The following is a 24,509-nucleotide window of genomic DNA, read 5'->3' as shown; positions in this document are numbered from 1 at the left end:
AGTACGCAGCGGATTCTACGGACCGAAGGGCGGCGTGCCAAGCGCTCTGGTCGAGCGGTCAGGCTGGTCCGGCGGAGAAATCGCGCCGGAACGCCTCGAGTCGGCGCAGGATGGTCGGCTCGCCGGGCGCAGCGGCCAGCGCTTCGTCGGCGAGCGACAACAGCGCGCCAGCGTGAAAGCTGGCCGCCAGCCCCTTCAGCCGCATCGCGGCGACATCCCAGTTACCGTCGCAGCGCGCGCGGCCGAGCAGGTCGATATGGCGATCGAGGCTTTCGACGAAGGCCGCACGCAATTCGGCCAGCAAGACCGGATCTTCGCCGGCGGCAGCGGCCAGCGTCGCGTCGAGGGCACCGTTTTCGTGGACCATCGGGCTCGTTCTGCCGCAGGATTGGTTAAAACAGGGTTTCACACCCCCCGTTCCGTGATAGTTTCCACGTCATGTCAGGGGGATCAAACATCAGGGCCATTGGGCCCGGGACGCCAGCGGAACAGCCTGTCGAAGGCGCGGCCGAACCGGTCGAGGCGGATGCGGTCGACGCGAGCGAAAGCGAAGAGATGTGGGATTACGAGGAGGAGCCCGACCCGCGGCTGCGGCGGCGCTGGCTCGTGCCGACCCTTGCGATCGCCGCGACGGCCGGGTGGACCGCGGCGTTCGCATGGGCGCATCGTGCGGGCATGTCCTCCGCGCAACTCGACCAGTGGGTCGGCTGGATCGGACAATGGGCGACGCCCGTCGCGCTGATCGCGCTGCTTTGGCTCCTCGCCACCCGCAACAGCCGCCACGAAGCGGGCCGGTTCGGCGACGTCGCCGCGCTGCTCTCGCACGAATCGCAGGTGCTTGAGGAGCGTCTGTCGGTGATCAACCGCGAACTCAGCCTGGCGCGCGAATTCCTCGCCTCGCAATCGCGCGAACTCGATTCGCTGGGCCGGATCGCGACCGAGCGCCTGTCGGAACATGCGGGCCATTTGCAGGCGCTGGTTCTTGATAACGGGCAGCAGGTCGAAACGCTCGCAACTGTGAGCACTACCGCGCTGGAAAACATGACCCGCCTGCGTGACGGCTTGCCGGTGGTGGCCAATTCCGCGCGCGATGTGTCGAACCAGATCGGGAATGCCGGCCGGATCGCGAACGACCGGGTCGGCGAACTCGTCGGCGGGTTCGAACGGCTCAACGAATTCGGAGAAGCGAGCGAACGGCAGGTGGCGGCATTGCGCCAGCGGATCGACGATGCCCTCGTCGTGTTCGACGAGCAGGTGGATCGGATCGACCGCATGGCCGCCGAACGCTTCGCTGCTTTGCGCACGAGCAGCGAGGATTTCCATGCCGAGCTCGACGGCCGCGAAGTAGAAACCCTCGCCGCGTTGCGCCGCAGGGCCGATGCGCTCGCGAAAGAACTGCGCTCGACCCACGCCGAACTCGAGACCGAGGAAGAGGAAGCGCTCGTTTCGCTCCGCGCGCGTCTTGGCGGACTGCGTGACGAGGCGAAGACCATCGGCAATTCGGTGCGCGCCGACGAAGCGGCCGCGATTTCGCTGTGGGACGGCCAGATCGAGGCCATCAAGCATCGCCTGACCGAAGCGATCGAAGTCATCACCGGGATCGACGACAGCGCAATCGCTTCGGCGAACCGCAAGCTCGACGCGCTCCGCGCGGAGGCGGAGAAGGTCGATCGCGGTATCGGCGAGCGCGACGAGCGGTTGCAGACCCGGATCGCCGAACGTCAGGCCATGCTCGAACAGGCCGAGCGCGAGGCTGCGGACGGCCTCGCGGCGCGCCTCGCCGAGATCGACGCCGCGATCGCCGAGCGCCGCGAAGCGCAGATCGAGCAAACCGAACGGCTCGGCCAGCACGGCGAAGCCATCGCCGGGCGCCTGGTGGAATTGCGCGCGGATATCGAGCGCGTCGGACATCAGGGAAGCGAAACCGAACAAGTGCTCTCGCAAAGCCTCGAGCGGCTGGAAGCAAAGCTGTCCGACAGCCGGGCGGCGCTCGGCGGAACCGACGAAGCCGTTGCCGCGCTCACCGAGGCGAGCGTCCGTCTGCTCGAACTGATCCAGGCCAGCGCGCATCAAACGCGGCACGAGCTGCCCGCGTCGATCGGCGAGGCCGAAGGACGGCTTGCCTCGGTCGAAGAGCGCGCTACCGCGCTCAACGCACTGCTCGGAGAGGCCGGGTCGTCCGGCGCGCAACTGTCCGATTACGTCACGACGGCCCGCGACACCGGGCGCGAAGCGATCGCAGACATGGAAGCGCTGCACAGCCGCTTTGCCGGAGCAAGCGAAGCACACGCGGCGCAGATCGCCGGCTTGCGTGCCGCCATCGTCGCGCTCGACGAAGACAGCTCGGCGATGGCGGAAAAGGCCCGTGTGGACCTGCACGATGCGATCGAGGCGCTCGAAACCGCCGCCCGCTCCGCCCGCGCGGCGATCGGCGAAGACGCGGCCGACAGCATCCGCGAGCTGGCCGAGCGCGTGGGCGCGGAAACCTCGCAGGCGCTCGACGTGGTGATCCGCGAAAAGTCCGAAGAATCGATCGGCCAGCTCGAACGCGCTGCTGCGAAGGCATCGGACACGAGCCGCCAGGCCGCGATCCAGTTGCGCGACCAGCTCGCCAAAGTGGACGAGTTGGCGGGCAATCTCGAAACTCGCGTCACGCGCGCGCGTGAACATGCGGAAGAGCAGGTCGACAACGATTTCGCGCGGCGGATGGCGCTCATCACCGAGAGCCTGAATTCCAACGCGATCGACATCGCCAAGGCGCTGTCGACCGACGTCACCGACACCGCCTGGGCCTCGTACCTGCGCGGCGACCGCGGCATCTTCACCCGCCGCTCGGTACGTCTGCTCGACAACGGCGACGCGCGCGAGATCGCCGAACTTTACGACGGCGAACCCGAGTTCCAGGAAAACGTGAATCGCTACGTCGCGGATTTCGAGGGCATGCTGCGTTCGGTGCTGTCGACCCGCGACGGCGGCGCGATCGGCGTCACGCTGCTCAGCTCGGATATGGGCAAGCTCTACGTGGCGCTCGCGCAGGCGATCAAGCGGCTACGCGACTAGCCGCGTCACGTCGAGGTCGTCGACCCCGACCCATCCATAGTGATAGTTCAGCGCGAACAGCCCGGTCAGCACCGCGGCGAGGATCGTTGCGCGCAGCACGACGGTCCACGGGCGAAAGTTGCCCGGCGCGCTGTCCGCCTGGCCGGGCACTTTCTCCATTCCGAGTTCGTCGTGCGTGCGGATGCCGAGCGGCAGCATGGCGAAGGCGCTGAGCACCCACACCAGCGCGTAGATCGCGAGAAACGAAGTCCACTGCATCGCCTCAGCCCCCCATCGCCACGACCTTGACCTGCGGGCTCTTGCCCGCCCAGCGCCGCGCCGCGCGGCGGGCCGCGAGGCGTGCGGTCTCGGTCAGTTCGGCGATGTCCTCGCGCGCCTTGCCGCGCAGCTTGTCGAGCGCGGCGGCGATGTCCGCCTTCGCTTCCTCGACGAACTCGGCCATGTCCTCGTCGAGCGGAAGGCCGAAGCTCTCGATCGCGATCTGGCGGTTCGCGCCGAGCACGACGACCAGTGCGCCCTCGGCCGCGATGCGGCGGCGCATAACGATGCCCTCGCCGTTCGCCGGCGCGATGATATCGCCATCGAGGATCAAGCGGCCCGCGCGCACCTCCGCGATCCGGCCCGGCGCGCCGGGCGCGAGGCGGACCATGTCGCCGTTCTTCTGCGCCACCGCGTGGGGAATGCCGCTGGCGAGGCCGAGCCGCGCCTGTTCCTGCATGTGGCGGATTTCGCCGTGGACGGGCACGAGCACTTGGGGCCGCAGCCAGCCATAGAGCGCCTCCAGCTCGGGCCGTCCCGGATGGCCGGAGACGTGGATCGCGCTCTGCCGGTCGGTCACCATCACGATCCCGCGCGCGGCGAGCTGGTTTTGGATGCGGCCGATGGCAAGTTCGTTGCCGGGGATCTGGCGGCTGGAGAACAGCACCACGTCGCCCGCGCTCAACTCGATCGGGTGATTGTCGTCGGCGATCCGGGCGAGCGCGGCGCGCGGCTCGCCCTGCCCGCCGGTCGCGAGGATCAGCACTTCGCCGCGCGGCAGACGCATCGCGGTGTCGAAATCGATCAGCTCGGGCAGATCCTCGAGATAGCCGTTGTCCTGCGAAACCTCGATGATCCGGTCGAGCGAGCGCCCGGCGACGCACAGCTGCCGCCCGGTCGCCTTCGCCACCTCGCCCAGCGTATGCAGCCGCGCGACGTTGGAGGCGAAGGTGGTGACGAGCACTCGCCGCCCGGCATGGCGCTTCACCTCGTCCATCAGCGCGTGATAGACCGCGCCTTCCGAGCCGCTCGGGTGCGGATTGAACACATTGGTCGAATCGCACACCAGCGCGAGCACGCCCTCGTCGCCGATCGCGGTCAATTCCTCCTCGGTGGTCGGTTCGCCCACGATCGGGTCTTCGTCGAGCTTCCAGTCGCCGGTGTGGAACACGCGGCCATAGGGCGTGTCGATCAGCAGCGCGTTGCCCTCGGCGATCGAGTGCGCGAGCGGCACATAGGTGACGTCGAACGGCCCCAGCGCGAAACTGCCGGTATCCTCGACCACGTTCAGCTTCACCCGGCGCGACAGCCCGGCTTCGTCCAGCTTGCGCAGCACCAGGTCCGCGGTGAACGGCGTCGCGTAGAGCGGCACGCCCAACTCGGCGGCGAAATAGGGCACCGCGCCGATGTGATCCTCGTGCGCATGGGTCAGCACAATGCCGACAAGGTCCTTCGCCCGGTCCTCGATGAACTCGAGATCGGCAAACACGAGATCGACGCCAGGGTATTCGCCGCCCGAGAAGGTCATGCCGAGATCGACCATCAGCCACTTGCCGTCGCACCCATAGAGGTTGACGTTCATGCCGATCTCGCCCGAACCGCCGAGCGCGAGGAACAGCAGTTCCTTTTCCGGCGTGAAATCCTTTTTCATGCGCGGGCTCTCCCGGCCAGGATCGCCAGGCCTTCCAGCGTCAGGTCGGCATCGACCGCGTCGAAGATGTCGGTGTGCTCGTCGAACAGGATCGCGAGCCCGCCGGTCGCGACCACTCTCGCCGGCCGGCCGATCTCGGCCCGCATCCGCGCGATCAGGCCCTCCATCATCGCGACGTAGCCCCAGAACACGCCGATCAGCATCTGGTCCTCGGTGTTGGTGCCGATCACGCTGGCATCGCGCGGGCCCTCGATCGCGATGCGCGGCAGCTTGGCGGTGTTGCCCACCAGCGCGTCGAGCGAGAGGTTGATCCCCGGCGCGATGATCCCGCCCTTGTAGGCGCCGTTGAAATCGACCACGTCGAAGGTGGTCGCGGTGCCGAAATCGACCACGATCAGATCACCATCATACTTCGCGTGCGCGGCGATGGCGTTGAGCGCGCGGTCGGCGCCGAGCGAGCGCGGCTCGTCCACGTCGACCGAGATGCCCCAGTCGGCGTCGCCCTCGCCCGCGACCAGCGGCGTGATGCCGAAGTATTTCTCCGCCAGCACTGTCAGGTTGTGGACCGCGCGCGGCACGACCGAGCCGACGATGATCCGCGTCACCTGCTCGCGCGCGAAACCCTCGATGCCGAGCAGTTGCAGCAGCCACACGGCGTACTGGTCGCCGGTGCGGCGCGCGTCGGTGGCGATGCGCCAGCGAGCCTTGATCTCCCTGTTTTCGAACAGCGCGAAGACCACGTTGGTGTTGCCGACATCGACGGCGAGCAGCATGGGCGGTTCCTTCAACCGAGCGTGACGTCGCCGGCATGGATGGCACGGCGCGTGCCGTTGTCCAAGCGCAGCAGGAGCGAGGCGTCGGGCGCGAGGCCCTCGAACGTACCCGGTATGGCTGTGCCGCCCGCGTCGTGAACCTTCAGCGGAGTACCGACCGGATGCGCGGCGGCGAGCCAGCGGCGGATCAGCGGCTCGGTGCCGAAAGTGCGCCAGCGCTCGATCTCGCGGTCGAAGGCGGCGGCGAGCGAGAGCGCGAAAGCGTCGCGGTCGGGCGCAGGGCCGAGGCGGGACAGCGCCATCGTCGGCCGGTCGGGCAGTTCCGGGGCTTGTGCAAGATTAACCCCGATACCGATGACGACCGCTGTCCCCTCACGCTCGAGCAGGATGCCCGACAGCTTGGCTCCGCCGAGCAGCAGATCGTTGGGCCACTTGATCGTCAACGCCTGTGGGTCGGCGAGCAGCGGCAGCAGCGCCTCGTAGAGCGCCAGCGCGACCGCGAGCGTCAGGGTGTGCGCGGGTGGATCGCCCGCACCGGGGCGCAGCACGGTCGAACCCATGAAATTGCCCGCGCCGTCCGACCACGGCCGCCCCTGCCGACCGCGCCCGGCGACCTGCCGATCGGCCACCAGCCAATCACCCTCCGTCACGTGCTCGCCCGCGCGAAGGCGCGCTGCGAGATCGGCGTTGGTCGATCCGGTTTCGGCGACTGTGCGGATCAAGCGACGAACAGCAGCGCCGCGGCGGCCCTGTCGGCAAAGTCGCCCAGCACGCGCGTGAGCAGGTAGCCGAGCGGCGAGACGATCACCGCGGTCACCGCGAGGATCAGCCAGTGCGCCCAACCGGCATTGCCCGTCACGACCTCGGCCGGATCGTCGAAGTACATCACCTTGACGATCTTGATGTAGTAGAACGCGCCGATCACGCTGGCCGCGATGCCGATCGCGGCGAGGACCACCAGATCGGCCTGCACCGCCGCCTGAAACACCACGAACTTGCCCCAGAAGCCGAACAGCGGCGGGATGCCCGCGAGGCTGAACATCATCATCGCGAGGCACAGCGCGAGCAGCGGACGGCTGCTCGACAGCCCGGCGATGTCCGCCACGCCCTCGACCTGCTCACCCTGCGCGTTGCGCAGCATCAGCACGGCGACGAAGCTGCCGAGCGACATCGCGACGTAGATCGCGAGGTAGACCAGCATCGCCGAAACACCGGCGGCGGTCGCGGCGGCCAGACCGATCAGGATGAAGCCGACGTTGTTGATCGAGGAATAAGCGAGCAGCCGCTTGAGGTTCGTCTGGCCGATCGCACCCAGCGCACCGACCACGATCGAGCCGAGCGCGGCGAAGATCACGATCTGCCGCCACGCATCGGCCTGCGTACCGAAGGCGTCGAGCGCGACGCGCGCGGTCAGCGCGATCGCGGCGACCTTGGGCGCGGTAGCGAAGAACGTCGTCACCGGCGTCGGCGCGCCTTCGTACACGTCGGGCGTCCACATATGGAACGGCACCGCCGCGATCTTGAACGCCAGCCCGGCGAGCACGAAGATCAGCCCGAACAGCAGCCCCATCGACATCTCGCCCGCCAGTGCGGCGCGCACGCCCGAAAACGCGGTGGTGCCGGTGAAGCCGTAAACGAGGCTCACACCGTAGAGCAGAATGCCGCTCGCCAGCGCGCCGAGCACGAAATACTTGAGCCCAGCCTCGGCCGAACGGTCGTCGCTGCGCATGAACGAAGCGAGCACGTAAGCCGAGAGGCTGTTGAGTTCGAGCCCGAGATAGAGCGTCATGAAATCGGTTGCCGAGACCATGATCGCCATGCCGAGCGCCGCGAACACAATCAGCACCGGATATTCCGACCGGATCGCACCGTCCCGATCGAAGAAGGTCGGCGCGACCATCAGGCAGCCGATCGCCGCGAGGAAGATCAGGATCTTGGCGAACGACGCGAAGGCGTCGGCGGCAAACTGGCCGCCGAAGGCCAGCGTGTCCGGCCCCATCGCGCCGCTGCACAGCGCGGGCGCAACGAGGAACGTGCCGGCACCAAGCGCCACAGCGGCGAGAATGCTGACGAGGCGGCCCGAATTGCGGCTCCACGCCGCAATCAGCAGCAGCGCCAGCCCCGAGAGACCGAGCACGATTTCGGGCGCGATCAGCGCGAGCGAAGACTGGACGTCCATCAGTGCGCTCCCTCCGCTGCATCACCCGGGACGTCATGGCTTTCGCCATGCGCGCCCGCCACCGCATTGGCGGCCTGCGCGCGCGGCGTACCCGCTTCGGGACGCGAGTCGCTTGCGGGCGCGGCGCGGGCGAGGCGTGCGTCGAGCGCCGCGATGTCCTGCCGCATCGGGGCGAGGAAGCTTTCCGGATAGACGCCCATCCATAGCACGGCGGCCGCGATCGGCGCGAGCATCACCCATTCGCGCGGGTTGAGATCGGGCATGGCGGCGGCGTCGGCGTTCTTCTGCACGCCGAATGCGATGCGCCAGTAGAGGTAGAGCATGTAGCCTGCGCCCAAAATGATGCCGGTGGTGCACACCAGCGTGACCCAAGTGTTCGCCTGGTAGATACCCGCGAGGCTCAAGAACTCGCCGACGAAGCCGCTCGTGCCCGGAAGGCCGATGCTCGCCATCGTGAACAGCATGAAGAACAGGGCATACTTGGGCATGTTGATCGAGAGGCCGCCGTAACGGTCGATCTCGCGCGTGTGCAGCCGGTCGTAGATCACGCCCACGCAGAGGAACAGCGCGCCCGACACGAGTCCGTGGCTGAGCATCACGATCATCGCGCCTTCCAGGCCCTGCACGTTGAACGCGAACAGGCCGATGGTCACGATCGCCATGTGCGCGACCGAGGAGTAGGCGATCAGCTTCTTCATGTCCTGCTGCACCAGCGCGATCAGGCTGGTGATGACGACGGCGGCCATCGAGAGGCCCCAGATCAGCCAGGCGAACTGCGCGCTCGCTTCGGGGAACATCGGCAGGCTGAAGCGGATGAAGCCGTAGCCGCCCATCTTCAGCAGCACGCCTGCGAGGATCACCGAGCCTGCGGTCGGTGCCTGCACGTGCGCGTCGGGTAGCCAGGTGTGGACCGGCCACATCGGCATCTTCACCGCGAAGCTGGCGAAGAAGGCGAGGAACAGCCAGGTCTGTGCAGCAGGCGGGAAATCGTACTGCATCAGCGTCGGGATGTCGGTGGTGCCCGCCTCGTTCACCATCCACAGCATCGCGATCAGCATCAGCACCGAGCCGAGCAGCGTGTAGAGGAAGAACTTGTAGCTGGCGTAGATCCGATCCTGCCCGCCCCAGATGCCGATGATCAGGTACATCGGGATCAGGCCGGCTTCGAAGAAGATGTAGAACAGGAACAGGTCCTGCGCCGCGAACACGCCGATCATCAGCAGTTCCATCAGCAGGAACGCGGCCATGTATTCGCCCACGCGCTTGCTGATCGCTTCCCAGCTCGCGAGGATGCAGATCGGCATCAGGAACGTGCTGAGCACGATCAGCAGCAGCGCGATCCCGTCGATCCCGAGCGCGTAGTTGAAGCCCGCGAACAGCTCGTAACGCTCGACGTACTGCCACTGCGCGCCGCCGATATCGAAATTGAGCCACAGCGCGATGCCGAGCGCGAGGTTCACCAGCGTCGCGGCGAGCGCGATCGTGCGTGCGGCCTTCGCCTCGACGAACAGGCACGCGAGCCCTGCGACCAGCGGCACCGCCAGCATCAGCGAAAGGATCGGGAAGCCCCCCATTACATCAGTACCCAGGTAACCGCGGCGACCAGCCCGAGGAGCATGATCAGCGCGTAACTATAGAGATATCCGGACTGCATCTTCTTCGCGACCGCCGCGCCCTTGACCACGACCCAAGCGGCGCCATCGGGCCCGAAGCGATCGATCAGGCCCTTGTCGCCGCGCAGCCAGAACTGGCGGCCGAGCCAGAAGGCAGGCTTTACGAATACGAGGTTGTAGAGCTCGTCGAAATACCATTTCCGGTAGACGAAATTGTGCACCAGGCGGAACTGGTCGACGAACTTGCCCGGCACCGAGGTGTCACGGATGTAGGCGAACCACGCGCCCAGCAGGCCCAGCAGCATGACCACGCTCGCGGTCAGCTTCACCCACAGCGGCACTGCGTGCATCTGATGCACCAGCGCTTCGTTGTAGAAGATCGAGCCGCCCCAGAATTCTGGATCGTCGAGGAAGGCGTGGCTGAACACCCAGCCCGCGAAAACCGCACCCAGCGTCAGCACGCCGAGCGGGATCAGCATCGAGAGCGGGCTCTCGTGCGGATGATAGCCGGCCGTGCCGTCTCCGTGCTCGGGGGCGGGAACGTGGTGCGCGGCATCCTCGCCAGCATCTTCCTGCGCCGGCGGATTGGCCTCTTCCGGCTCGTCGTGCCCGTGGTGGACGGCGTGCTGGATATGCTCGCTTTCGGCCCAGCGCGGCTTGCCCCAGAAGGTCAGGAACATCAGGCGCCAGGAATAGAAACTGGTCAGCAGCGCGGCGATCGCACCCATCCAGAAGGCAAACGTGCCCAGTTCGGTGCCGCGCGCGAAGGCGACCTCGAGGATGGCGTCCTTCGAATGGAAGCCCGCGAAGCCGGCGTGGAGCCAGTAGATGCCGACACCGGTGATCGCCAGCGTGCCCGCCAGCATCGCATAGAAGGTGAACGGGATGCGCTTACGCAAGCCGCCGTAATAGCGCATGTCCTGCTCGTGGTGCATCGCGTGGATGACAGAGCCCGCGCCGAGGAACAGCAGCGCCTTGAAGAACGCGTGCGTGAACAGGTGGAACATCGCCGCGCCATAGGCGCCCACGCCCGCGGCGAAGAACATGTAGCCGAGCTGGCTACAGGTCGAATAGGCAATCACCCGCTTGATGTCCCACTGGGTGGTGCCGATCGTCGCGGCGAAGAAGCAGGTCGCGGCGCCGACGAACGTCACCATGGCGAGCGCGACCGGCGCGGTCTCGAACATCGGCGACAGCCGGCAGACCATGAATACGCCCGCCGTCACCATCGTGGCGGCGTGGATCAGCGCGGAAACCGGGGTCGGGCCTTCCATCGCGTCGGGCAGCCAGGTGTGCAGACCGAGCTGTGCCGACTTGCCCATCGCGCCGATGAACAGGAGGATGCACAGCACGTCCATCGTCTGCAGCCGCATGCCGAGGAAGCCGATCGTGCTGCCGCTCATGCCCGGCGCGGCGGCGAGGATTTCGGGGATCGAGGTCGTCTGGAACACCAGGAAGGTGCCGAAGATGCCGAGCATGAAGCCGAGGTCGCCCACGCGGTTGACCACGAAGGCCTTGATCGCCGCTTTGTTGGCGCTCGGTTTCCTGAACCAGAACCCGATCAGCAGGTAACTGGCGAGGCCGACGCCTTCCCAGCCGAAGAACATCTGAACCAGGTTGTCCGCCGTCACCAGCATCAGCATCGCGAAGGTGAACAGCGAGAGGTAGGCGAAGAACCGCGGCTGGTCCGGGTCTTCGGCCATGTAGCCCCAGCTGTAGAGATGCACGAGCGCGGAAACGGTGGTGATGACCACCAGCATGACCGCCGTCAGCGTATCGACCCGCAGCGCCCAGTCGAAGCTCAGCGCGCCCGACTGCACCCATTGCAGCACCGGCACGACCTGCGCCTCGGCGCTACCCGCGAGGAAGCCGAGGAAGATCGGCCACGAGAGCGCGCATGACACGAACAGCGCCCCGGTGGTGAGCGATTTCACCACCGTGTTGCCAAGCGCGCGGTTGCCCAGCCCGCCGACGATTGCCGCGAGCAGGGGCAGGAATACGATGAGGAGGATCGACGTCTGCACGAATGATTATCCCTTCATCCGGTTGACGTCGTCGACCGCGATGGTCCCGCGGCCGCGGAAATAGATCACGAGGATCGCCAGCCCGATCGCCGCTTCGCCGGCGGCGACGGTCAGCACGAACATCGCGAAGACCTGCCCCGTCATGTCGCCGAGGAAGGCGCTGAACGCGACGAGGTTGATGTTCACCGCGAGCAGGATCAGCTCGATAGCCATCAGGATCACGATCACGTTCTTGCGATTGAGGAAGATGCCGAGCACGCCGAGCACGAACAGGATCGCGCTGACGACGACGTAATGTTCGATGCCGATCACAGCTCGACCCCCTTGCCCACTTCCGGCTTCTTCATGACCGTCGCGTCCTGCGGACGGCGGCGGACCTGCTTGCCGATGTCTTGATGCCCCCGCGCGCCTTCGGGGCGCTGGCGGTGCGTCAGCACGATCGCGCCGATCATGCCGACGAGCAGGATGATGCCCGCCACTTCGAACAGGAACAGGTACTTGCCGAACAGCACGAGGCCGAGGCTCTCGATGTTCGCGCGATCGAGCGCCGGGGCGGCGGAACCGTCCGGCACGCCCAGTTCAAGCGCACCCGCGCGGTAGGCGCCGATGCCCAGCACCAGCTCCGCCAGCAGCACCAGCGCGATGGCGATGCCAAGCGGGAAGTTCTTGATGAACCCGGCGCGCAGTTCGGCGAAGTCGATGTCGAGCATCATGACGACGAACAGGAACAGCACCGCGACCGCGCCGACATAGACGATCACCAGCAGCGCGGCGATGAATTCGGCGCCCACGATCACCATCAGGCCCGCCGCGTTGAAGAACGCGAGGATCAGCCACAGCACCGAATGGACCGGGTTGCGCGCCATGATCGTGAAGACGCCGCTGGCGACCACGAGAAACGCGAACATGTAGAAGGCGAGAGTCTGGATCATTGGTCGGCGCGGCCCCTATCGGTAGGGCGCATCGGCTTCAAGGTTCGCGGCGATCGCCCGCTCCCACTTGTCCCCGTTCGCCAGCAGTTTCGCCTTGTCGTAGAGCAGTTCCTCGCGCGTTTCGGTCGCGTATTCGAAGTTCGGCCCTTCGACGATGGCATCCACCGGGCAGGCTTCCTGGCAGAAGCCGCAGTAGATGCACTTGGTCATGTCGATGTCGTAGCGCGTCGTGCGGCGGCTGCCGTCGTCACGCGGTTCGCTCTCGATAGTGATCGCCTGCGCCGGACACACTGCCTCGCACAGCTTGCACGCGATGCAGCGTTCCTCCCCGTTGGGATAGCGGCGGAGCGCATGTTCGCCGCGAAAGCGCGGGCTGATCGGGTTCTTTTCGTAAGGGTAGTTGATCGTCGCCTTGGGCTTGAAGAAGTACTTCAGCGTGAGGGCATGCGCCTTCACGAACTCCCACAGGGTGAACGACTTGATGAGATGGGCGACGCTCATGCGGCGACTCCGTAACGGGTGAACATCAGCCAGCCTGAAACGAGCACCACGAACAGCAGGCTTAGCGGCAGGAAGACCTTCCAGCCCAGGCGCATCAGCTGGTCGTAGCGGAAGCGGGGGACGGTGGCCTTCACCCAGCTGAAGATGAAGAAAAAGAAGAAGATCTTGGCGAACAGCCAGATCCAGCCCGGAACGTCGAACCACGGGATCAGGTCGATGTTGAGCGGGGGCAGCCAGCCGCCGAAGAACAGGATGGCGTTCAGCGCGCACATCAGCAGCACGTTGGCGTATTCGCCGAGCCAGAACAGCGCGAAGCTCATCGAACTGTATTCGGTCTGATACCCGGCGACGAGCTCGCTTTCCGCCTCGGTCAGATCGAATGGCGCGCGCGCGGTTTCGGCCAACGCCGAGATGAGGAACATCACCCACACCGGGAATAGCAGCACGTTGAAGAAGTAGCCGTTCACCAGCCCGAGGCCGTGCCCGCGCTGCGCCTCGATGATGCCGTTCATGTTGCTCGTGCCCGCGTACATGATAACGCAGACGAGGATGAAGCCGATCGAGACTTCGTAGGAGATCATCTGGGCAGCGGCGCGCATCGCGCTGAAGAACGGATACTTCGAGTTCGAGGCCCAGCCCGATACCACGACGCCATACACCCCGAGCGAGCTGATCGCGAGCACGTAGAGCAGGCCGATGTTGATGTCGGCCAGCACCGCATCCGGCCCGAACGGGATTACCGCCCAGGCGAGCAGCGCCACGGTGAAGGTCACGATCGGTGCGATCAGGAACAGGCCCTTGTTCGCCGCCGAGGGGATGATGGTTTCCTGCAGGAAGACCTTCAGCCCGTCGGCGAAGCTCTGCAACAGGCCGAACGGGCCGACCACGTTAGGGCCTCGGCGCAGCGCGATCGCCGCCCAGATCTTGCGGTCGGCATAGATGATCATCGCGACGCTGAGCATCAGCGGCAGCGCGATCAACAGGATGCCCGCGATCGTGGCGACGAACCACGCCCAGTCGTACGTCATGCCGAGCGATTGGAAGAAGGCGGTCATTCCGCGGCCTCCAGCATTTCCTCGCCGTGGACGAGTTCGGCCGAGCATTGCTGCATCACCGCGCTGGCGCGGGCGATGGCGTTGGTCAGGTAGAAATCCTTGATCGGATAGGCGATGCGGCCCTTTGCCTTGGCTTTCCCGGCCTTGGGCAGCTTGCCGTATTCGGCCAGCCCTTCCTCGCCCAGCGCGGGCACTTCGGCGATCATCGCGGCCTGCAATTCGGCGAAGCTGTCGAACCCGACCTCGACGCCCAGCGCATCGGCCAGCGCGCGCAGGATCGTCCAGTCCTCGCGCGCGTCGCCCGGGGCGAAGACCGCCTTTTCGGCGAACTGCACGCGGCCCTCGGTGTTGACGTAGGTGCCGTCCTTCTCGGCATAGCTCGCCGCAGGCAGGATCACATCCGCCGCGTGCGCGCCCTTGTCGCCGTGATGACCGATATAGACCTTGAGGCTATCGCCGAACGCCGACCAGTCGACTTCGTCCGCGCCCAGCGCGAGCACGACCTTCGGCGCGGCCTTCACGACATCCGCGATGCCGCCCTTCTGCGCGTAGCCGAGCATCAGCCCGCCCATCCGCGACGCGGCGGTATGAAGCACGTTGAAGCCGTTCCACCCTTCACGCGCCCAGCCCTGCGACAGCCCGAGCGCGGCGTGGAACGCGCCTGCCGCGAGCCCGCCTGCACCGACGATCACCGCCGGACGCTCGGCCGCGTCGAACGCTTCGGCAACATGCGCCGGAAGATCATGCAGCACGCCCGCATCGTCGCCGAGAAACTCGGCCGGATATGTCGTGTCCCAGTGGGGTCCGACCACGAAGACCTTCGCCCCGCGCTTCGCCGCCTTGCGCAGCCGCACGTTGACCAACGCCGCTTCGTGGCGGACGTTGCTGCCCACGATCAGGATCGCATCGGCGGTCTCGATACCCGCGAACGTCGAGTTGAACGCCACCGCGGCCATGTTGTCGGCCGGATAGTCCATCCCGGTCTGCCGCCCTTCGAGCAGCTCCGATCCCATCGCGCCGAGCAGCTTCTTCGCCGCGAACATCGTCTCGCAATCGACCAGATCGCCCGCGATCGCGGCGATGCTGGCGCCCGGCTTGGCCTTGGCGATCGCCTTGAACGCCTCGTCCCAGTTCGCCTGCTGCAACTTGCCGGCCTTGCGGATCCACACCTTGTCGAGCCGGCGGCGGGTGAGGCCGTCGACCTGATAGCGCGCCTTGTCGCTGATCCATTCCTCGTTCACGTCGTCGTTCACGCGGGGAAGCGCGCGCATGACCTCGCGCCCGCGGCTGTCGAGGCGAATGTTCGCGCCGACCGCGTCGGACACGTCGATGCTCAGCGTCTTCTTCAGCTCCCACGGCCGCGCTTCGAACGCGTAGGGGCGGCTTGTGAGCGCACCGACCGGGCACAGGTCGATCACGTTGGCCGAAAGCTCGTGCTTGGCGGCCTCCTCAAGATAAGTCGTGATCTGCATGTCCTCGCCGCGATAGAGCGCGCCGATCTCGTCCACGCCCGCGATCTCTTCCGAGAAGCGCACGCAGCGGGTGCAGTGGATGCAGCGGGTCATGATCGTCTTGATCAGCGGGCCCATGTACTTCTCGGTTACCGCGCGCTTGTTCTCGTGATAGCGCGTGCCGCCACGGCCATAGGCCATCGCCTGATCCTGCAGGTCGCACTCGCCGCCCTGGTCGCAGATCGGGCAGTCGAGCGGGTGGTTGATGAGCAGGAACTCCATCACCCCTTCGCGCGCGGTCTTGACCATCTGGCTGTCGGTGCGGATTTCCTGACCGTCGGCAGCCGGCAGCGCGCAGCTCGCCTGCGGCTTGGGCGGCCCGGGCTTCACCTCGACGAGGCACATCCGGCAATTGCCCGCGATGGACAACCGCTCATGATAGCAGAAGCGCGGAATCTCCTTGCCCGCAAGCTCGCACGCCTGCAGCACGGTGGCCCCGTCCGGAACCTCGATTTCCTGACCGTCTACGGTGACTTTAGGCATTATTCGGCTGCCTCGGCAAAGTTCGCATTATGCTCCTCGATGCGCCGTTCCAGCTCGGGGCGGAAATGGCGGATCAAGCCCTGGATTGGCCAGGCGGCGGCATCCCCCAGTGCGCAGATGGTGTGGCCCTCGACCTGCTTGGTGACTTGCTGGAGAAGGTCGATTTCCTCGATCGCCGCGTCGCCGGTGCGCAGGCGTTCCATCACGCGCCACATCCACCCGGTGCCCTCGCGGCAGGGGGTGCACTGGCCGCAGCTCTCGTGTTTGTAGAAATAGCTGATGCGGCTGATCGCGCGGACGATGTCGGTGGACTTGTCCATCACGATCACGCCTGCGGTGCCGAGACCGCTGCCGAGCTCCTTGAGCCCGTCGAAATCCATCGGCGCGTCCATGATCTGCGCTGCCGGGACCAGCGGCACCGAGGAACCGCCGGGGATCACCGCGAGCAGGTTGTCCCACCCGCCGATGATGCCACCGCAGTGCTTCTCGATCAGTTCCTTGAACGGGATGCCCATCGCTTCCTCGACGACGCAGGGCTTTTCCACGTGGCCGCTGATCTGGAACAGCTTGGTGCCCTTGTTGTTCTCGCGCCCGAAGCTGGAGAACCACGACGCGCCGCGCCGCAGGATCGTGGGGACGACCGCGATGCTCTCGACATTGTTCACCGTGGTCGGGCAGCCGTAGAGGCCCGCGCCCGCCGGGAACGGGGGCTTGAGGCGCGGCTGGCCCTTCTTGCCCTCGAGGCTCTCGATCATCGCGGTTTCTTCGCCGCAGATGTAGGCGCCCGCGCCGCGGTGCATGAACACGTCGAAATCGTAGCCCGACCCGCTGGCGTTCTTGCCGATCAACCCGGCGTCGTACGCCTGATCGATCGCCGCCTGCAGCGTCTCGGCCTCGCGAATGAACTCGCCGCGAATGTAGATATAGGCCGCCCGCGCACGCATCGCGAAACCCGCGACCAGCGCGCCTTCGATCAGCTTGTGCGGATCGTGCCGGATGATCTCGCGATCCTTGCAACTACCCGGCTCGGATTCGTCAGCATTGATGACGAGGAAGCTCGGCCGGCCGTCCTTGCTCTCTTTCGGCATGAACGACCATTTGAGGCCGGTGGGAAAGCCCGCCCCGCCCCGGCCGCGCAAGCCGCTCGCCTTCACCTCTTCGATGATCGCGTCCTGCCCACGCGCGATCAGGGCCTTGGTATCGTCCCAGTCCCCGCGCGCCTCGGCCGCCTTCAGGCCCCAGTCCTGAAAACCGTAGAGGTTGGTGAAGATGCGGTCCTTGTCCGCGAGCATCAGAAGCTACCTCCAAACACGACGATCGCGGCGACGATCAGGATCGCCACCAACGCCAGCGTCTTCACGATGCCGGTGAAGGCCTTCCACGCGATCACGATCAGGATCAGCGCGACGATAATGGTAATGATGTCGGCGGGCATCACCATTCCCCCCGGTAATCGTGGTTGGCGTCGACCATTTCCTTGAGCGTGCTCGGCCCGCCCACGGGTTCGCTGGTGTGGCGGCCCGGTTCCTGCGTGCCGGTTTTCGGCTGCTCCCCCGCCGCCAGTGCATCGAGCACCGCGTCGAGGCGTTCGGGCGTCAGATCCTCGTAGTTGTCGTCGTTGATCTGGACCATCGGCGCGGTCGCGCAGTTGCCCATGCACTCGACCTCGGTCAGCGTCCACAGCCCGTCTTCGGAGACGTGGCCCTTGCGCATGCCGCGCGCCGTGCACGTTTCCATCAGGCCGTCCGACCCGCGCAGCATGCACGGCGTGGTGCCGCAGACCTGCACGTGGAATTTCCCGACCGGCTTCATGTTGTACATGAAATAGAACGTCGCGACCTCGAGCACGCGGATCACCGGCATGTCGAGGTAGCCCGCGACGTACTCAATCACCGGCAACGGCAGCCAGCCCTGCGTATCGGTTTCCTCGCCCACCTGCCGCTGGGCGAGATCGAGCAGCGGCATCACCGCGCTGCGCTGCCGCCCCTCGGGATAGCGCGCGATCGCGGTGTCGGCCCTGGCCTTGTAAGCCTCGGTGAACGCGAAAGCGCCCCACCGCTCGCGCAGTTCGGGGGTGTCGGGTGCGGGTTGACGATCAGCCATTCTTGTCGCCGTTCTGCTTGGATTTCCTGGCCTGTGATGCTGCGATGACAGCCGCAAAGATTGCCACGAACGCTGCGATGGGCGCGGAGCTGCCGCCATCCTCTTCTTCGGACTGACGACCATTTTCGGCGGCTGCAATGTCGCGATTGTGCTCGCCGATATAGCCGACAGTTATAGCGGCAGCGGCGATCACCACTAGCAGTCCGGCCAGCAGGATTGCGATCTTGCGGCGGTTCACCGGTCGCACTCCCCGAACACGACGTCGATCGCGCACAGCGCGGGAATCGAGTCGGGCAGCATGTGGCCCTTGCACATGAAATCCATCGCCTGGAGGTGGCTGAACGCCGTCGGGCGAATCTTGCAGCGGTAGGGCTTGTTCGACCCGTCCGACACCAGATAGACGCCGAATTCGCCCTTGGGGCTTTCGGTCGCGACGTAGACCTCGCCCGCGGGCACGTGGAAGCCTTCGGTGTAGAGCTTGAAGTGGTGGATCAGCGCTTCCATCGACTGCTTCATCTCGCCGCGCCGGGGCGGGGAAACCTTGCCATCGGTACTCGCGACCGGCCCTTCGGGCATTTCGGCGAGGCACTGCTTGATGATCTTCGCGCTTTCGTAGACTTCCTTCACGCGAACCACGAAGCGGTCGTAGCAGTCGGAGTTCGTGCCGACCGGGATTTCGAAATCCATCCGGTCGTAGACGTCGTAAGGCTGGCTCTTGCGCAGATCCCACGGGATGCCCGCGGCGCGGATCATCGGGCCGGAGAAGCCCCAGGCCAGCGCGTCTTCCTTGCTCACCACCGCGATGTCGACGTTGCGCTGCTTGAAGATGCGGTTGTCGAGCACCAGGCTCATCGCGTCGCCGAACAGTTCGGGCAGGCGCGTGTCGACCCAGTCGCCGATGTCGGTCAGCAGCTTCAATGGCACGTCCTGGTGCACGCCGCCGGGGCGGAACCAGGCGCTGTGCATCCGCGCGCCCGATGCGCGCTCGAAGAAGTTCATGCAGTCTTCGCGCAGCTCGAACACCCACAGGTTGGGCGACATCGCGCCCACGTCCATCATGTGCGCGCCGAGGTTGAGCATGTGGTTGCAGATGCGCGTCAGCTCGGCGAACAGCACCCGCAGGTATTGCCCGCGCAACGGCACCTCGAGGTTGAGCAGCTTCTCGATCGCGAGGACGTAGCTGTGTTCCTGACACAGCGGCGAACAATAATCGAGCCGGTCGAAATAGGGCAGCGCCTGCAGATAGGTCTTGTGCTCGATCAGCTTCTCGGTGCCGCGATGCAGCAGGCCGACGTGCGGATCGATCCGCTCGATGAGCTCGCCGTCCAGCTCCATCACCATGCGCAGCACGCCGTGCGCCGCGGGGTGCTGCGGGCCGAAGTTGATCGTGTAATTGGAGACGACCTCACCATCGGTGGTCGGCGAGTTCTCCATGACGAGGCCACTCATTCGCCCTTCCCCTTCGGTTCGGTAGCCGCAGCGGTGCCGCTGGCCCCGCTCTTGCGCTTCGACTTGCCCTTGCGGTCCTCGGTCGGCTCGGGCGGGGGAGCATCCTTGCCGGACTTCTCCTGCGCCGGAGAACCGTTGCTTTCCTTCTCCGCAGCTTCGCTGTCGGTTTTGGCGCCCGCTCCGGTATCGCCCGCCTTTTCGGTGGTCTTGGGTTCGGCGACAGGTGGGGTATCGGCCTTCTCGTCGCCGGGCAGCACGTAGTCCGCGCCTTCCCACGGGCTCATGAAATCGAACTGGCGCAGATCCTGCGGCAGGTCCACCGGCTCGTACACCACGCGCTTTTCCTCCTCGGAATAGCGCAGTTCGTGATAGCCGGTGAGCGGGAAGTCCTTGCGGAAGGGATGCCCTTCGAAGCCGTAGTCGGTGAGGATGCGGCGCAGGTCCGTGTTGCCGTCGAACAGCACGCCGTACATGTCGAACACCTCGCGTTCGAGCCAGCCGGCGACCGGCCACAGCGTGGTGACGGTCGGCACCGGGGTCTTTTCCGAAGCGGACACCTTCACCATCACGCGGTGGTTCTTCGTGACACTGAGCAGCATGTAGACGACCTCGAACCGCTCGGCCCGGTCGGGGTAATCGACTCCCGCGATCTCCATCAGCTGCTGGTATTCGTGGTGATCGCGCAGCAGGCGCAAGGCATCCTCAATGCGATCGCGCTTCACGGCGAACAGGATCTCGCCATGCTCCTCGTGCGCTTCGACGAGCATGTCGCCGAGCGCCGCGGACAGCGCATCCTTCACGCCTTCGTTCGAGGCGATCTTCGGAGCGGAATGGACGACGCTCATCGGCGATTTTCCCATGCACGGCTTGCGACGACGAGAAGGGCCGCCGTCAGGAACGTGCCGACGAGAAACACACCGCCGGTAGCCAGTGCCACCGGGAGGCCGTCAGCAAATAACGTGAGCGCGTCTCGCTTCGATGCTACCTGGATGATGGAGCCGAACGCAATTACGGCTCCAGCGAATTGCAGGGCGCGTGGATGCTTCGTCATCGCTCGATCGTCCCCACGCGGCGGATCTTACGCTGCAACTGCATCACGCCGTAGAGCAGCGCTTCCGCCGTCGGCGGGCAGCCCGGCACGTAGATATCGACCGGCACGATGCGGTCGCAGCCGCGCACCACCGAATAGCTGTAGTGATAATAGCCGCCGCCATTGGCGCAGCTGCCCATCGAGATGACGTATTTCGGATCCGACATCTGGTCGTAGACCTTGCGCAATGCCGGGGCCATCTTGTTGCACAGCGTACCGGCCACGATCATCACGTCGCTCTGGCGCGGGGATGCGCGCGGGGCGGCACCGAAGCGCTCCATGTCGTAGCGGGGCATGTTGACGTGGATCATCTCGACCGCGCAGCAGGCGAGGCCGAAGGTCATCCACCACAGGCTGCCGGTGCGCGCCCACTGGAACAGATCCTCGGTGCTGGTGACGAGGAAGCCCTTGTCGTTCACCTCGGTCTGCAAGGCACGGAAATAGTCGGCGTCGGGCTGGCGAACCTCGCCCGGTTGCGCGGTTGCCTGTGCGGCGGGGGAAAGCTGGTTCATGTCGCTACTCCCACTCCAGCGCGCCGGACTTCCATTCGTAGATGAAGCCGACGGTGAGGATGGCGAGGAAGATCATCATCGCGATCCAGGCCTCCCAGCCCAGATCGAACACGGTCACCGCCCAGGGGAACAGGAAGGCGACCTCGAGATCGAAGATGATGAACAGGATCGCCACGAGATAGAAGCGCACGTCGAACCGGCTGCGCGAATCCTCGAACGCGGGGAAGCCGCACTCGTATTCGCTCAGTTTCTCGGAGTCCGGGTTGTGCGCGCCGGTGAGCCGCGAGACGCCCATCGGCAGGAACACGAACGCGGTCGAGAGGCCCAGCGCGATGAACAGAAAGATCAGGATGGGCAGGTATTGGCTCAGGTCGACCACGGTGTTTCCTCGGGCTGGTTCCCGGGCACGAAAGGCCGGGGCGATTCCCGTTCGGGAGAGTGTTCGCGCCCGCCTCTAGGCCCCTCGCCCGGATGGCGCAAGGGCGCGGAAATGCGAACGTTTCGCAACAAAACCGCGCTCTCGCCCGTCGCTCATTTCAGCATGGCGCGCACCGTCTTTTCGGTCGCCGCGCCATAAGGCGGCTTGAGCCCGCCGAGCTTCGCCACGTCGATCTTCGGCTGGGTGTAGATGCTGCGCGCGTGGCTGAATTCGCGGAAGCCCTCGGCACCGTGGTACGAACCTATCCCGGACGCGCCAACGCCGCCGAACGGCAGGTCTTCCATCGAGACGTGGAACACCACGTCGTTGACCGTCACCCCGCCCGAAATCGTGCGCGTCAGCACCCGTTCGCGCTCGCCCGCGTCCTGCCCGAAGTAGTAAAGCCCGAGCGGCCGGTCGCGCTGGTTCACGTAGTCAATTGCCTCGCCGACGTCCTTGTACGTTTTCACCGGCAGCACCGGGCCGAAGATTTCCTCCTGCATCGCCTGCATGTCCTCGGTGACGTTGCGCAGGATGGTGAGCGGCATCTTGCGTGCGTTGGTGTTCGCGAAATCCTCCTTGCCCGGATTGACCTCGATCACCTCGGCACCCTTGCCGCGCGCATCCTCGACCAGCCCTTGCAGGCGATCGAAATGGCGGTCGGTCACGACCGAGGCGTAGTCGTCGTTGTCGAGCAGCGTCGGATACATCCGGTGCACGCCCAGTTCGACCGCCGCGATCGCGGCATCCTCCTGGTCCTCGGGCACCATCAGGTAATCGGGGGCGAGGCAGATCTGCCCGGCGTTCATCATCTTGCCCAGCGCGATCCGCTCTCCCGCCTGTTCGAGATTCGCGCTGCGCCCGAGCACGACCGGCGACTTGCCGCCCAGTTCCAGCGTGACCGGGCACAGGTTCTTCGCCGCCGCCTCCATCACCTTGCGTCCGGTCGAGGTCGAGCCGGTGAAGACGAGGTGATCGAACGGCAACGAGGAAAACGCATGCGCCGCCTCGGGCCCGCCGACGACGAAAGCGACTTCCTCCGCCTCGAAATACTTGGCGCACAGTTCGGCCGACAGCGCCGACGTGCGCTCGGTGAATTCGCTCGGCTTCACCATCGCGCGGTTGCCCGCCGCGAGCACCTGCATCAGCGGGCCGAAGCTCAGGTTCACCGGGAAGTTCCACGGGCTGAGGATGCCGACCACGCCCTTGGGTTCGTAGCGCACCTCCGCCTTCGCGCCCAGCAGGCCGAGCGGGAACTGCACGTGCCGCTTGTCCGCCCGCGCCCATTTGTCGAGATGCTTGAGGCAGTACTTGCCGAAGTTCGCCGTGCCGCCGATGTCGGTTATCATCGACTGATGCGGGCTGCGGTTGCCGAAGTCCGCGCTCATCGCCGCGCACAGCGCATCGGCATTATCCTTGAGCAGCGCGATCGCTCGGCGGATACGATCGCGCCGCACGTCGAGCGCTTCGGGGCGTGCGGCGGTGAAGGCCTCGCGCTGCTTCGTCAGCAACGCTTCCATCGCGGTTTTGTCGGTCTCGGCCATGATCGCTCTCCACTGGTTTCGCTTTGCCACCGATTGTTCCGCACCCGCCGGCGATTGGCAAGCGCTCCGATGATGCCGATTTGCCTTTGCGGCAGTGCAACATTACGTAGCACCGCAAGATCACATCCAAGCGAAAGGCTCATCCCATGGCCCAGTTCTCCGCCGCCGACCCCGTCGTCATCCTCTCTTACGCGCGCACGCCGATGGGCGGCATGCAGGGTGCGCTGGCCGACGTTTCCGCGACCGATCTCGGCGCGACGGCGGTCAAGGCTTCGGTCGAGCGCGCGGGTGTCGCGGGCGACGACATCGAGCGCATCTACATGGGCTGTGTGCTCCCCGCCGGACTCGGCCAGGCGCCCGCGCGGCAGGCGGCGATCAAGGCCGGTCTGCCCAAGTCGGTGCAGGCGACCACGGTCAACAAGGTCTGCGGCAGCGGCATGCAGACCGTCATCATGGGCGCGGAGGCACTCGCCGCCGGGTCGATCGACCTCGCCGTCGCGGGCGGCATGGAAAGCATGACCAACGCGCCCTACCTGCTCAAGAAGCACCGCTCGGGCGCACGGATCGGCCACGACACCGCTTACGACCACATGTTCCTCGACGGGTTGGAAGACGCCTACGAGGCGGGCCGCGCGATGGGCACGTTCGCGCAGGAAACCGCCAACGAATACCAGATGAGCCGTGAGGACATGGACGACTACGCGATCGAATCGCTCCGCCGCGCGAATGCCGCGATCGAGAGCGGCGCGTTTGCCGACGAGGTCGTGCCGGTGACCTTCAGCACCCGCGCGGGCGAGCAGACCGTCGATACCGACGAGCAGCCCGGCCGCGGCAAGCCCGACAAGATCCCCACCCTGCGCCCCGCCTTCGCCAAGGACGGGACGATCACTGCCGCTACCTCCAGCTCGATCTCCGACGGTGCCGCCGCGGTGGTGCTGACGCGCGAGAGCGTGGCGAAGGACAAGGGGCTCGCGCCGGTGGCCAAGATCGTCGCGCTTTCCGCGCATGCGCAGGAACCGGCGAAGTTCACCGTCGCCCCGATCGGCGCGATCCAGAAGGTGCTGGAAAAGGCCGGCTGGGCGGTCGACGACGTCGACCTGTGGGAAGTGAACGAGGCGTTCGCCTGCGTCGCGATGTTCGCAATGCGCGACATCGGCATCCCGCACGACAGGATCAACGTCAACGGCGGCGGAACCGCGCTCGGCCACCCGATCGGCGCGAGCGGTACGCGGATCATCGTCACGCTGCTCAATGCCTTGAAACAGCAGGGCAAGAAACGCGGCGTCGCTTCGCTGTGCATCGGCGGCGGCGAGGCCACTGCAGTCGCGGTCGAGCTCGCCTGAGCGCAACGCG

Annotated in this window: 25 protein-coding genes; 2 read left to right on the top strand and 23 right to left on the bottom strand. The window is 66.0% G+C overall.

All coding sequences use genetic code 11. The annotated features are described in order from the left end of the window. Nucleotides 1–58: 58 nt before the first annotated feature. The gene (locus ACE3QC_RS02460) at nt 59–367 is read right to left on the bottom strand and encodes an Hpt domain-containing protein (protein ID WP_374405519.1); all 309 of its coding nucleotides are present in this window, start codon (nt 365–367) and stop codon (nt 59–61) included. Nucleotides 368–438: 71 nt separating this feature from the next. Here ACE3QC_RS02460 and ACE3QC_RS02455 point away from each other — a divergent pair, with 71 nt between their 5' ends. Continuing rightward, a complete protein-coding gene (locus tag ACE3QC_RS02455; RefSeq protein WP_374405518.1) occupies nt 439–3,060 on the top strand; it encodes an ATPase in 2,622 nt (873 codons plus the stop codon). Here the strand turns inward: ACE3QC_RS02455 and ACE3QC_RS02450 are convergent. The 22 genes from ACE3QC_RS02450 to ACE3QC_RS02345 form a co-directional block, all read right to left on the bottom strand. Beyond that, nucleotides 3,049–3,318 (bottom strand): DUF1467 family protein, encoded by a 270-nt coding sequence (locus ACE3QC_RS02450; RefSeq protein WP_374405517.1) that lies wholly within the window; start codon nt 3,316–3,318, stop codon nt 3,049–3,051. The genes ACE3QC_RS02455 and ACE3QC_RS02450 overlap by 12 nt on opposite strands. A 4-nt stretch (nt 3,319–3,322) precedes the next feature. After that, nucleotides 3,323–4,969 carry a ribonuclease J gene (locus ACE3QC_RS02445; RefSeq protein WP_374405516.1) on the bottom strand — a complete coding sequence of 549 codons (1,647 nt, stop codon included), beginning with the start codon at nt 4,967–4,969 and terminating at the stop codon, nt 3,323–3,325. After that, nucleotides 4,966–5,742 carry a type III pantothenate kinase gene (locus ACE3QC_RS02440; RefSeq protein ID WP_374405515.1) on the bottom strand — a complete coding sequence of 259 codons (777 nt, stop codon included), beginning with the start codon at nt 5,740–5,742 and terminating at the stop codon, nt 4,966–4,968. Before ACE3QC_RS02440 ends, ACE3QC_RS02445 begins: the two co-directional genes overlap by 4 nt. An 11-nt stretch (nt 5,743–5,753) precedes the next feature. Further along, on the bottom strand, nt 5,754–6,464 hold the full coding sequence (locus ACE3QC_RS02435) for a biotin--[acetyl-CoA-carboxylase] ligase (protein ID WP_374405514.1): 711 nt from the start codon (nt 6,462–6,464) through the stop codon (nt 5,754–5,756). Beyond that, nucleotides 6,461–7,921, bottom strand: a complete 1,461-nt coding sequence (nuoN, locus tag ACE3QC_RS02430; RefSeq protein ID WP_374405513.1) for an NADH-quinone oxidoreductase subunit NuoN — start codon at nt 7,919–7,921, stop codon at nt 6,461–6,463. Before nuoN ends, ACE3QC_RS02435 begins: the two co-directional genes overlap by 4 nt. Continuing rightward, entirely contained in the window at nt 7,921–9,495 is a 1,575-nt protein-coding gene (locus ACE3QC_RS02425) for an NADH-quinone oxidoreductase subunit M (protein ID WP_374405512.1), read from the bottom strand. Before ACE3QC_RS02425 ends, nuoN begins: the two co-directional genes overlap by 1 nt. Then, nucleotides 9,495–11,558: an NADH-quinone oxidoreductase subunit L gene (nuoL, locus tag ACE3QC_RS02420; protein ID WP_374405511.1), complete on the bottom strand. Its 2,064-nt coding sequence runs from the start codon at nt 11,556–11,558 to the stop codon at nt 9,495–9,497. Before nuoL ends, ACE3QC_RS02425 begins: the two co-directional genes overlap by 1 nt. A 6-nt stretch (nt 11,559–11,564) precedes the next feature. Then, nucleotides 11,565–11,870, bottom strand: a complete 306-nt coding sequence (gene nuoK, locus ACE3QC_RS02415; protein ID WP_119512137.1) for an NADH-quinone oxidoreductase subunit NuoK — start codon at nt 11,868–11,870, stop codon at nt 11,565–11,567. Next, nucleotides 11,867–12,490, bottom strand: coding sequence for an NADH-quinone oxidoreductase subunit J (locus tag ACE3QC_RS02410; protein WP_374405510.1), 624 nt, complete (start codon nt 12,488–12,490; stop codon nt 11,867–11,869). The genes nuoK and ACE3QC_RS02410 overlap by 4 nt, the downstream gene beginning before the upstream one ends. Nucleotides 12,491–12,505: 15 nt before the next feature. After that, complete coding sequence (gene nuoI / locus ACE3QC_RS02405) at nt 12,506–12,991, bottom strand: NADH-quinone oxidoreductase subunit NuoI (protein WP_374405509.1); 486 nt, start codon at nt 12,989–12,991, stop codon at nt 12,506–12,508. Then, nucleotides 12,988–14,046, bottom strand: a complete 1,059-nt coding sequence (nuoH, locus tag ACE3QC_RS02400; protein WP_374405508.1) for an NADH-quinone oxidoreductase subunit NuoH — start codon at nt 14,044–14,046, stop codon at nt 12,988–12,990. Before nuoH ends, nuoI begins: the two co-directional genes overlap by 4 nt. After that, entirely contained in the window at nt 14,043–16,040 is a 1,998-nt protein-coding gene (gene nuoG, locus ACE3QC_RS02395) for an NADH-quinone oxidoreductase subunit NuoG (protein ID WP_374405506.1), read from the bottom strand. Before nuoG ends, nuoH begins: the two co-directional genes overlap by 4 nt. Beyond that, nucleotides 16,040–17,332 carry an NADH-quinone oxidoreductase subunit NuoF gene (gene nuoF / locus ACE3QC_RS02390; RefSeq protein ID WP_374405505.1) on the bottom strand — a complete coding sequence of 431 codons (1,293 nt, stop codon included), beginning with the start codon at nt 17,330–17,332 and terminating at the stop codon, nt 16,040–16,042. Before nuoF ends, nuoG begins: the two co-directional genes overlap by 1 nt. Then, a complete protein-coding gene (locus ACE3QC_RS02385) occupies nt 17,332–17,475 on the bottom strand; it encodes a hypothetical protein (RefSeq protein ID WP_374405504.1) in 144 nt (47 codons plus the stop codon). The genes nuoF and ACE3QC_RS02385 overlap by 1 nt, the downstream gene beginning before the upstream one ends. Further along, complete coding sequence (gene nuoE / locus ACE3QC_RS02380; protein ID WP_374405503.1) at nt 17,475–18,143, bottom strand: NADH-quinone oxidoreductase subunit NuoE; 669 nt, start codon at nt 18,141–18,143, stop codon at nt 17,475–17,477. The genes ACE3QC_RS02385 and nuoE overlap by 1 nt, the downstream gene beginning before the upstream one ends. Continuing rightward, on the bottom strand, nt 18,136–18,381 hold the full coding sequence (locus ACE3QC_RS02375; RefSeq protein ID WP_374405502.1) for a hypothetical protein: 246 nt from the start codon (nt 18,379–18,381) through the stop codon (nt 18,136–18,138). Before ACE3QC_RS02375 ends, nuoE begins: the two co-directional genes overlap by 8 nt. Continuing rightward, on the bottom strand, nt 18,378–19,592 hold the full coding sequence (locus ACE3QC_RS02370) for an NADH-quinone oxidoreductase subunit D (protein WP_374405501.1): 1,215 nt from the start codon (nt 19,590–19,592) through the stop codon (nt 18,378–18,380). Before ACE3QC_RS02370 ends, ACE3QC_RS02375 begins: the two co-directional genes overlap by 4 nt. After that, nucleotides 19,589–20,437: an NADH-quinone oxidoreductase subunit C gene (locus ACE3QC_RS02365; RefSeq protein WP_374405500.1), complete on the bottom strand. Its 849-nt coding sequence runs from the start codon at nt 20,435–20,437 to the stop codon at nt 19,589–19,591. Before ACE3QC_RS02365 ends, ACE3QC_RS02370 begins: the two co-directional genes overlap by 4 nt. Continuing rightward, the gene (locus tag ACE3QC_RS02360) at nt 20,434–20,643 is read right to left on the bottom strand and encodes a hypothetical protein (RefSeq protein WP_374405499.1); all 210 of its coding nucleotides are present in this window, start codon (nt 20,641–20,643) and stop codon (nt 20,434–20,436) included. Before ACE3QC_RS02360 ends, ACE3QC_RS02365 begins: the two co-directional genes overlap by 4 nt. Then, on the bottom strand, nt 20,640–21,194 hold the full coding sequence (locus tag ACE3QC_RS02355) for an NADH-quinone oxidoreductase subunit B family protein (RefSeq protein WP_374405498.1): 555 nt from the start codon (nt 21,192–21,194) through the stop codon (nt 20,640–20,642). The genes ACE3QC_RS02360 and ACE3QC_RS02355 overlap by 4 nt, the downstream gene beginning before the upstream one ends. Before the next feature lie 4 nt (nt 21,195–21,198). Next, entirely contained in the window at nt 21,199–21,573 is a 375-nt protein-coding gene (locus tag ACE3QC_RS02350; RefSeq protein ID WP_374405497.1) for an NADH-quinone oxidoreductase subunit A, read from the bottom strand. Nucleotides 21,574–21,725: 152 nt separating this feature from the next. Next, entirely contained in the window at nt 21,726–23,156 is a 1,431-nt protein-coding gene (locus tag ACE3QC_RS02345; RefSeq protein WP_374405496.1) for a coniferyl aldehyde dehydrogenase, read from the bottom strand. A gap of 146 nt (nt 23,157–23,302) precedes the next feature. Here ACE3QC_RS02345 and ACE3QC_RS02340 point away from each other — a divergent pair, with 146 nt between their 5' ends. Beyond that, entirely contained in the window at nt 23,303–24,499 is a 1,197-nt protein-coding gene (locus tag ACE3QC_RS02340; protein ID WP_374405495.1) for an acetyl-CoA C-acyltransferase, read from the top strand. Nucleotides 24,500–24,509 lie beyond the last annotated feature (10 nt).

The organism is Pelagerythrobacter sp., from assembly GCF_041912895.1.
GTDB lineage: Bacteria > Pseudomonadota > Alphaproteobacteria > Sphingomonadales > Sphingomonadaceae > Pelagerythrobacter.
The sequence above is the reverse complement of the archived record's forward strand: the minus strand, read 5'-3'. Positions and strand labels throughout refer to the sequence as shown.

Excerpts from the sequence above, each read along its gene's own strand:
- ACE3QC_RS02455 (WP_374405518.1), top strand. The coding sequence starts at position 439 with ATGTCAGGGGGATCAAACATCAGGGCCATTGGGCCCGGGACGCCAGCG.
- ACE3QC_RS02340 (WP_374405495.1), top strand. The coding sequence starts at position 23,303 with ATGGCCCAGTTCTCCGCCGCCGACCCCGTCGTCATCCTCTCTTACGCG.
- ACE3QC_RS02365 (WP_374405500.1), bottom strand. The coding sequence starts at position 20,437 with ATGAGCGTCGTCCATTCCGCTCCGAAGATCGCCTCGAACGAAGGCGTG.
- ACE3QC_RS02440 (WP_374405515.1), bottom strand. The coding sequence starts at position 5,742 with ATGCTGCTCGCCGTCGATGTCGGCAACACCAACGTGGTCTTCGCGCTG.
- ACE3QC_RS02410 (WP_374405510.1), bottom strand. The coding sequence starts at position 12,490 with ATGATCCAGACTCTCGCCTTCTACATGTTCGCGTTTCTCGTGGTCGCC.
- ACE3QC_RS02360 (WP_374405499.1), bottom strand. The coding sequence starts at position 20,643 with ATGACGAAGCATCCACGCGCCCTGCAATTCGCTGGAGCCGTAATTGCG.
- nuoG (WP_374405506.1), bottom strand. The coding sequence starts at position 16,040 with ATGCCTAAAGTCACCGTAGACGGTCAGGAAATCGAGGTTCCGGACGGG.
- ACE3QC_RS02425 (WP_374405512.1), bottom strand. The coding sequence starts at position 9,495 with ATGGGGGGCTTCCCGATCCTTTCGCTGATGCTGGCGGTGCCGCTGGTC.
- nuoI (WP_374405509.1), bottom strand. The coding sequence starts at position 12,991 with ATGAGCGTCGCCCATCTCATCAAGTCGTTCACCCTGTGGGAGTTCGTG.
- nuoN (WP_374405513.1), bottom strand. The coding sequence starts at position 7,921 with ATGGACGTCCAGTCTTCGCTCGCGCTGATCGCGCCCGAAATCGTGCTC.
- nuoH (WP_374405508.1), bottom strand. The coding sequence starts at position 14,046 with ATGACCGCCTTCTTCCAATCGCTCGGCATGACGTACGACTGGGCGTGG.
- nuoE (WP_374405503.1), bottom strand. The coding sequence starts at position 18,143 with ATGGCTGATCGTCAACCCGCACCCGACACCCCCGAACTGCGCGAGCGG.
- ACE3QC_RS02450 (WP_374405517.1), bottom strand. The coding sequence starts at position 3,318 with ATGCAGTGGACTTCGTTTCTCGCGATCTACGCGCTGGTGTGGGTGCTC.
- ACE3QC_RS02385 (WP_374405504.1), bottom strand. The coding sequence starts at position 17,475 with ATGCCCGCCGACATCATTACCATTATCGTCGCGCTGATCCTGATCGTG.
- ACE3QC_RS02460 (WP_374405519.1), bottom strand. The coding sequence starts at position 367 with ATGGTCCACGAAAACGGTGCCCTCGACGCGACGCTGGCCGCTGCCGCC.
- nuoF (WP_374405505.1), bottom strand. The coding sequence starts at position 17,332 with ATGCTCGCGGACAAGGACCGCATCTTCACCAACCTCTACGGTTTTCAG.
- ACE3QC_RS02445 (WP_374405516.1), bottom strand. The coding sequence starts at position 4,969 with ATGAAAAAGGATTTCACGCCGGAAAAGGAACTGCTGTTCCTCGCGCTC.
- ACE3QC_RS02370 (WP_374405501.1), bottom strand. The coding sequence starts at position 19,592 with ATGAGTGGCCTCGTCATGGAGAACTCGCCGACCACCGATGGTGAGGTC.
- ACE3QC_RS02345 (WP_374405496.1), bottom strand. The coding sequence starts at position 23,156 with ATGGCCGAGACCGACAAAACCGCGATGGAAGCGTTGCTGACGAAGCAG.
- ACE3QC_RS02355 (WP_374405498.1), bottom strand. The coding sequence starts at position 21,194 with ATGAACCAGCTTTCCCCCGCCGCACAGGCAACCGCGCAACCGGGCGAG.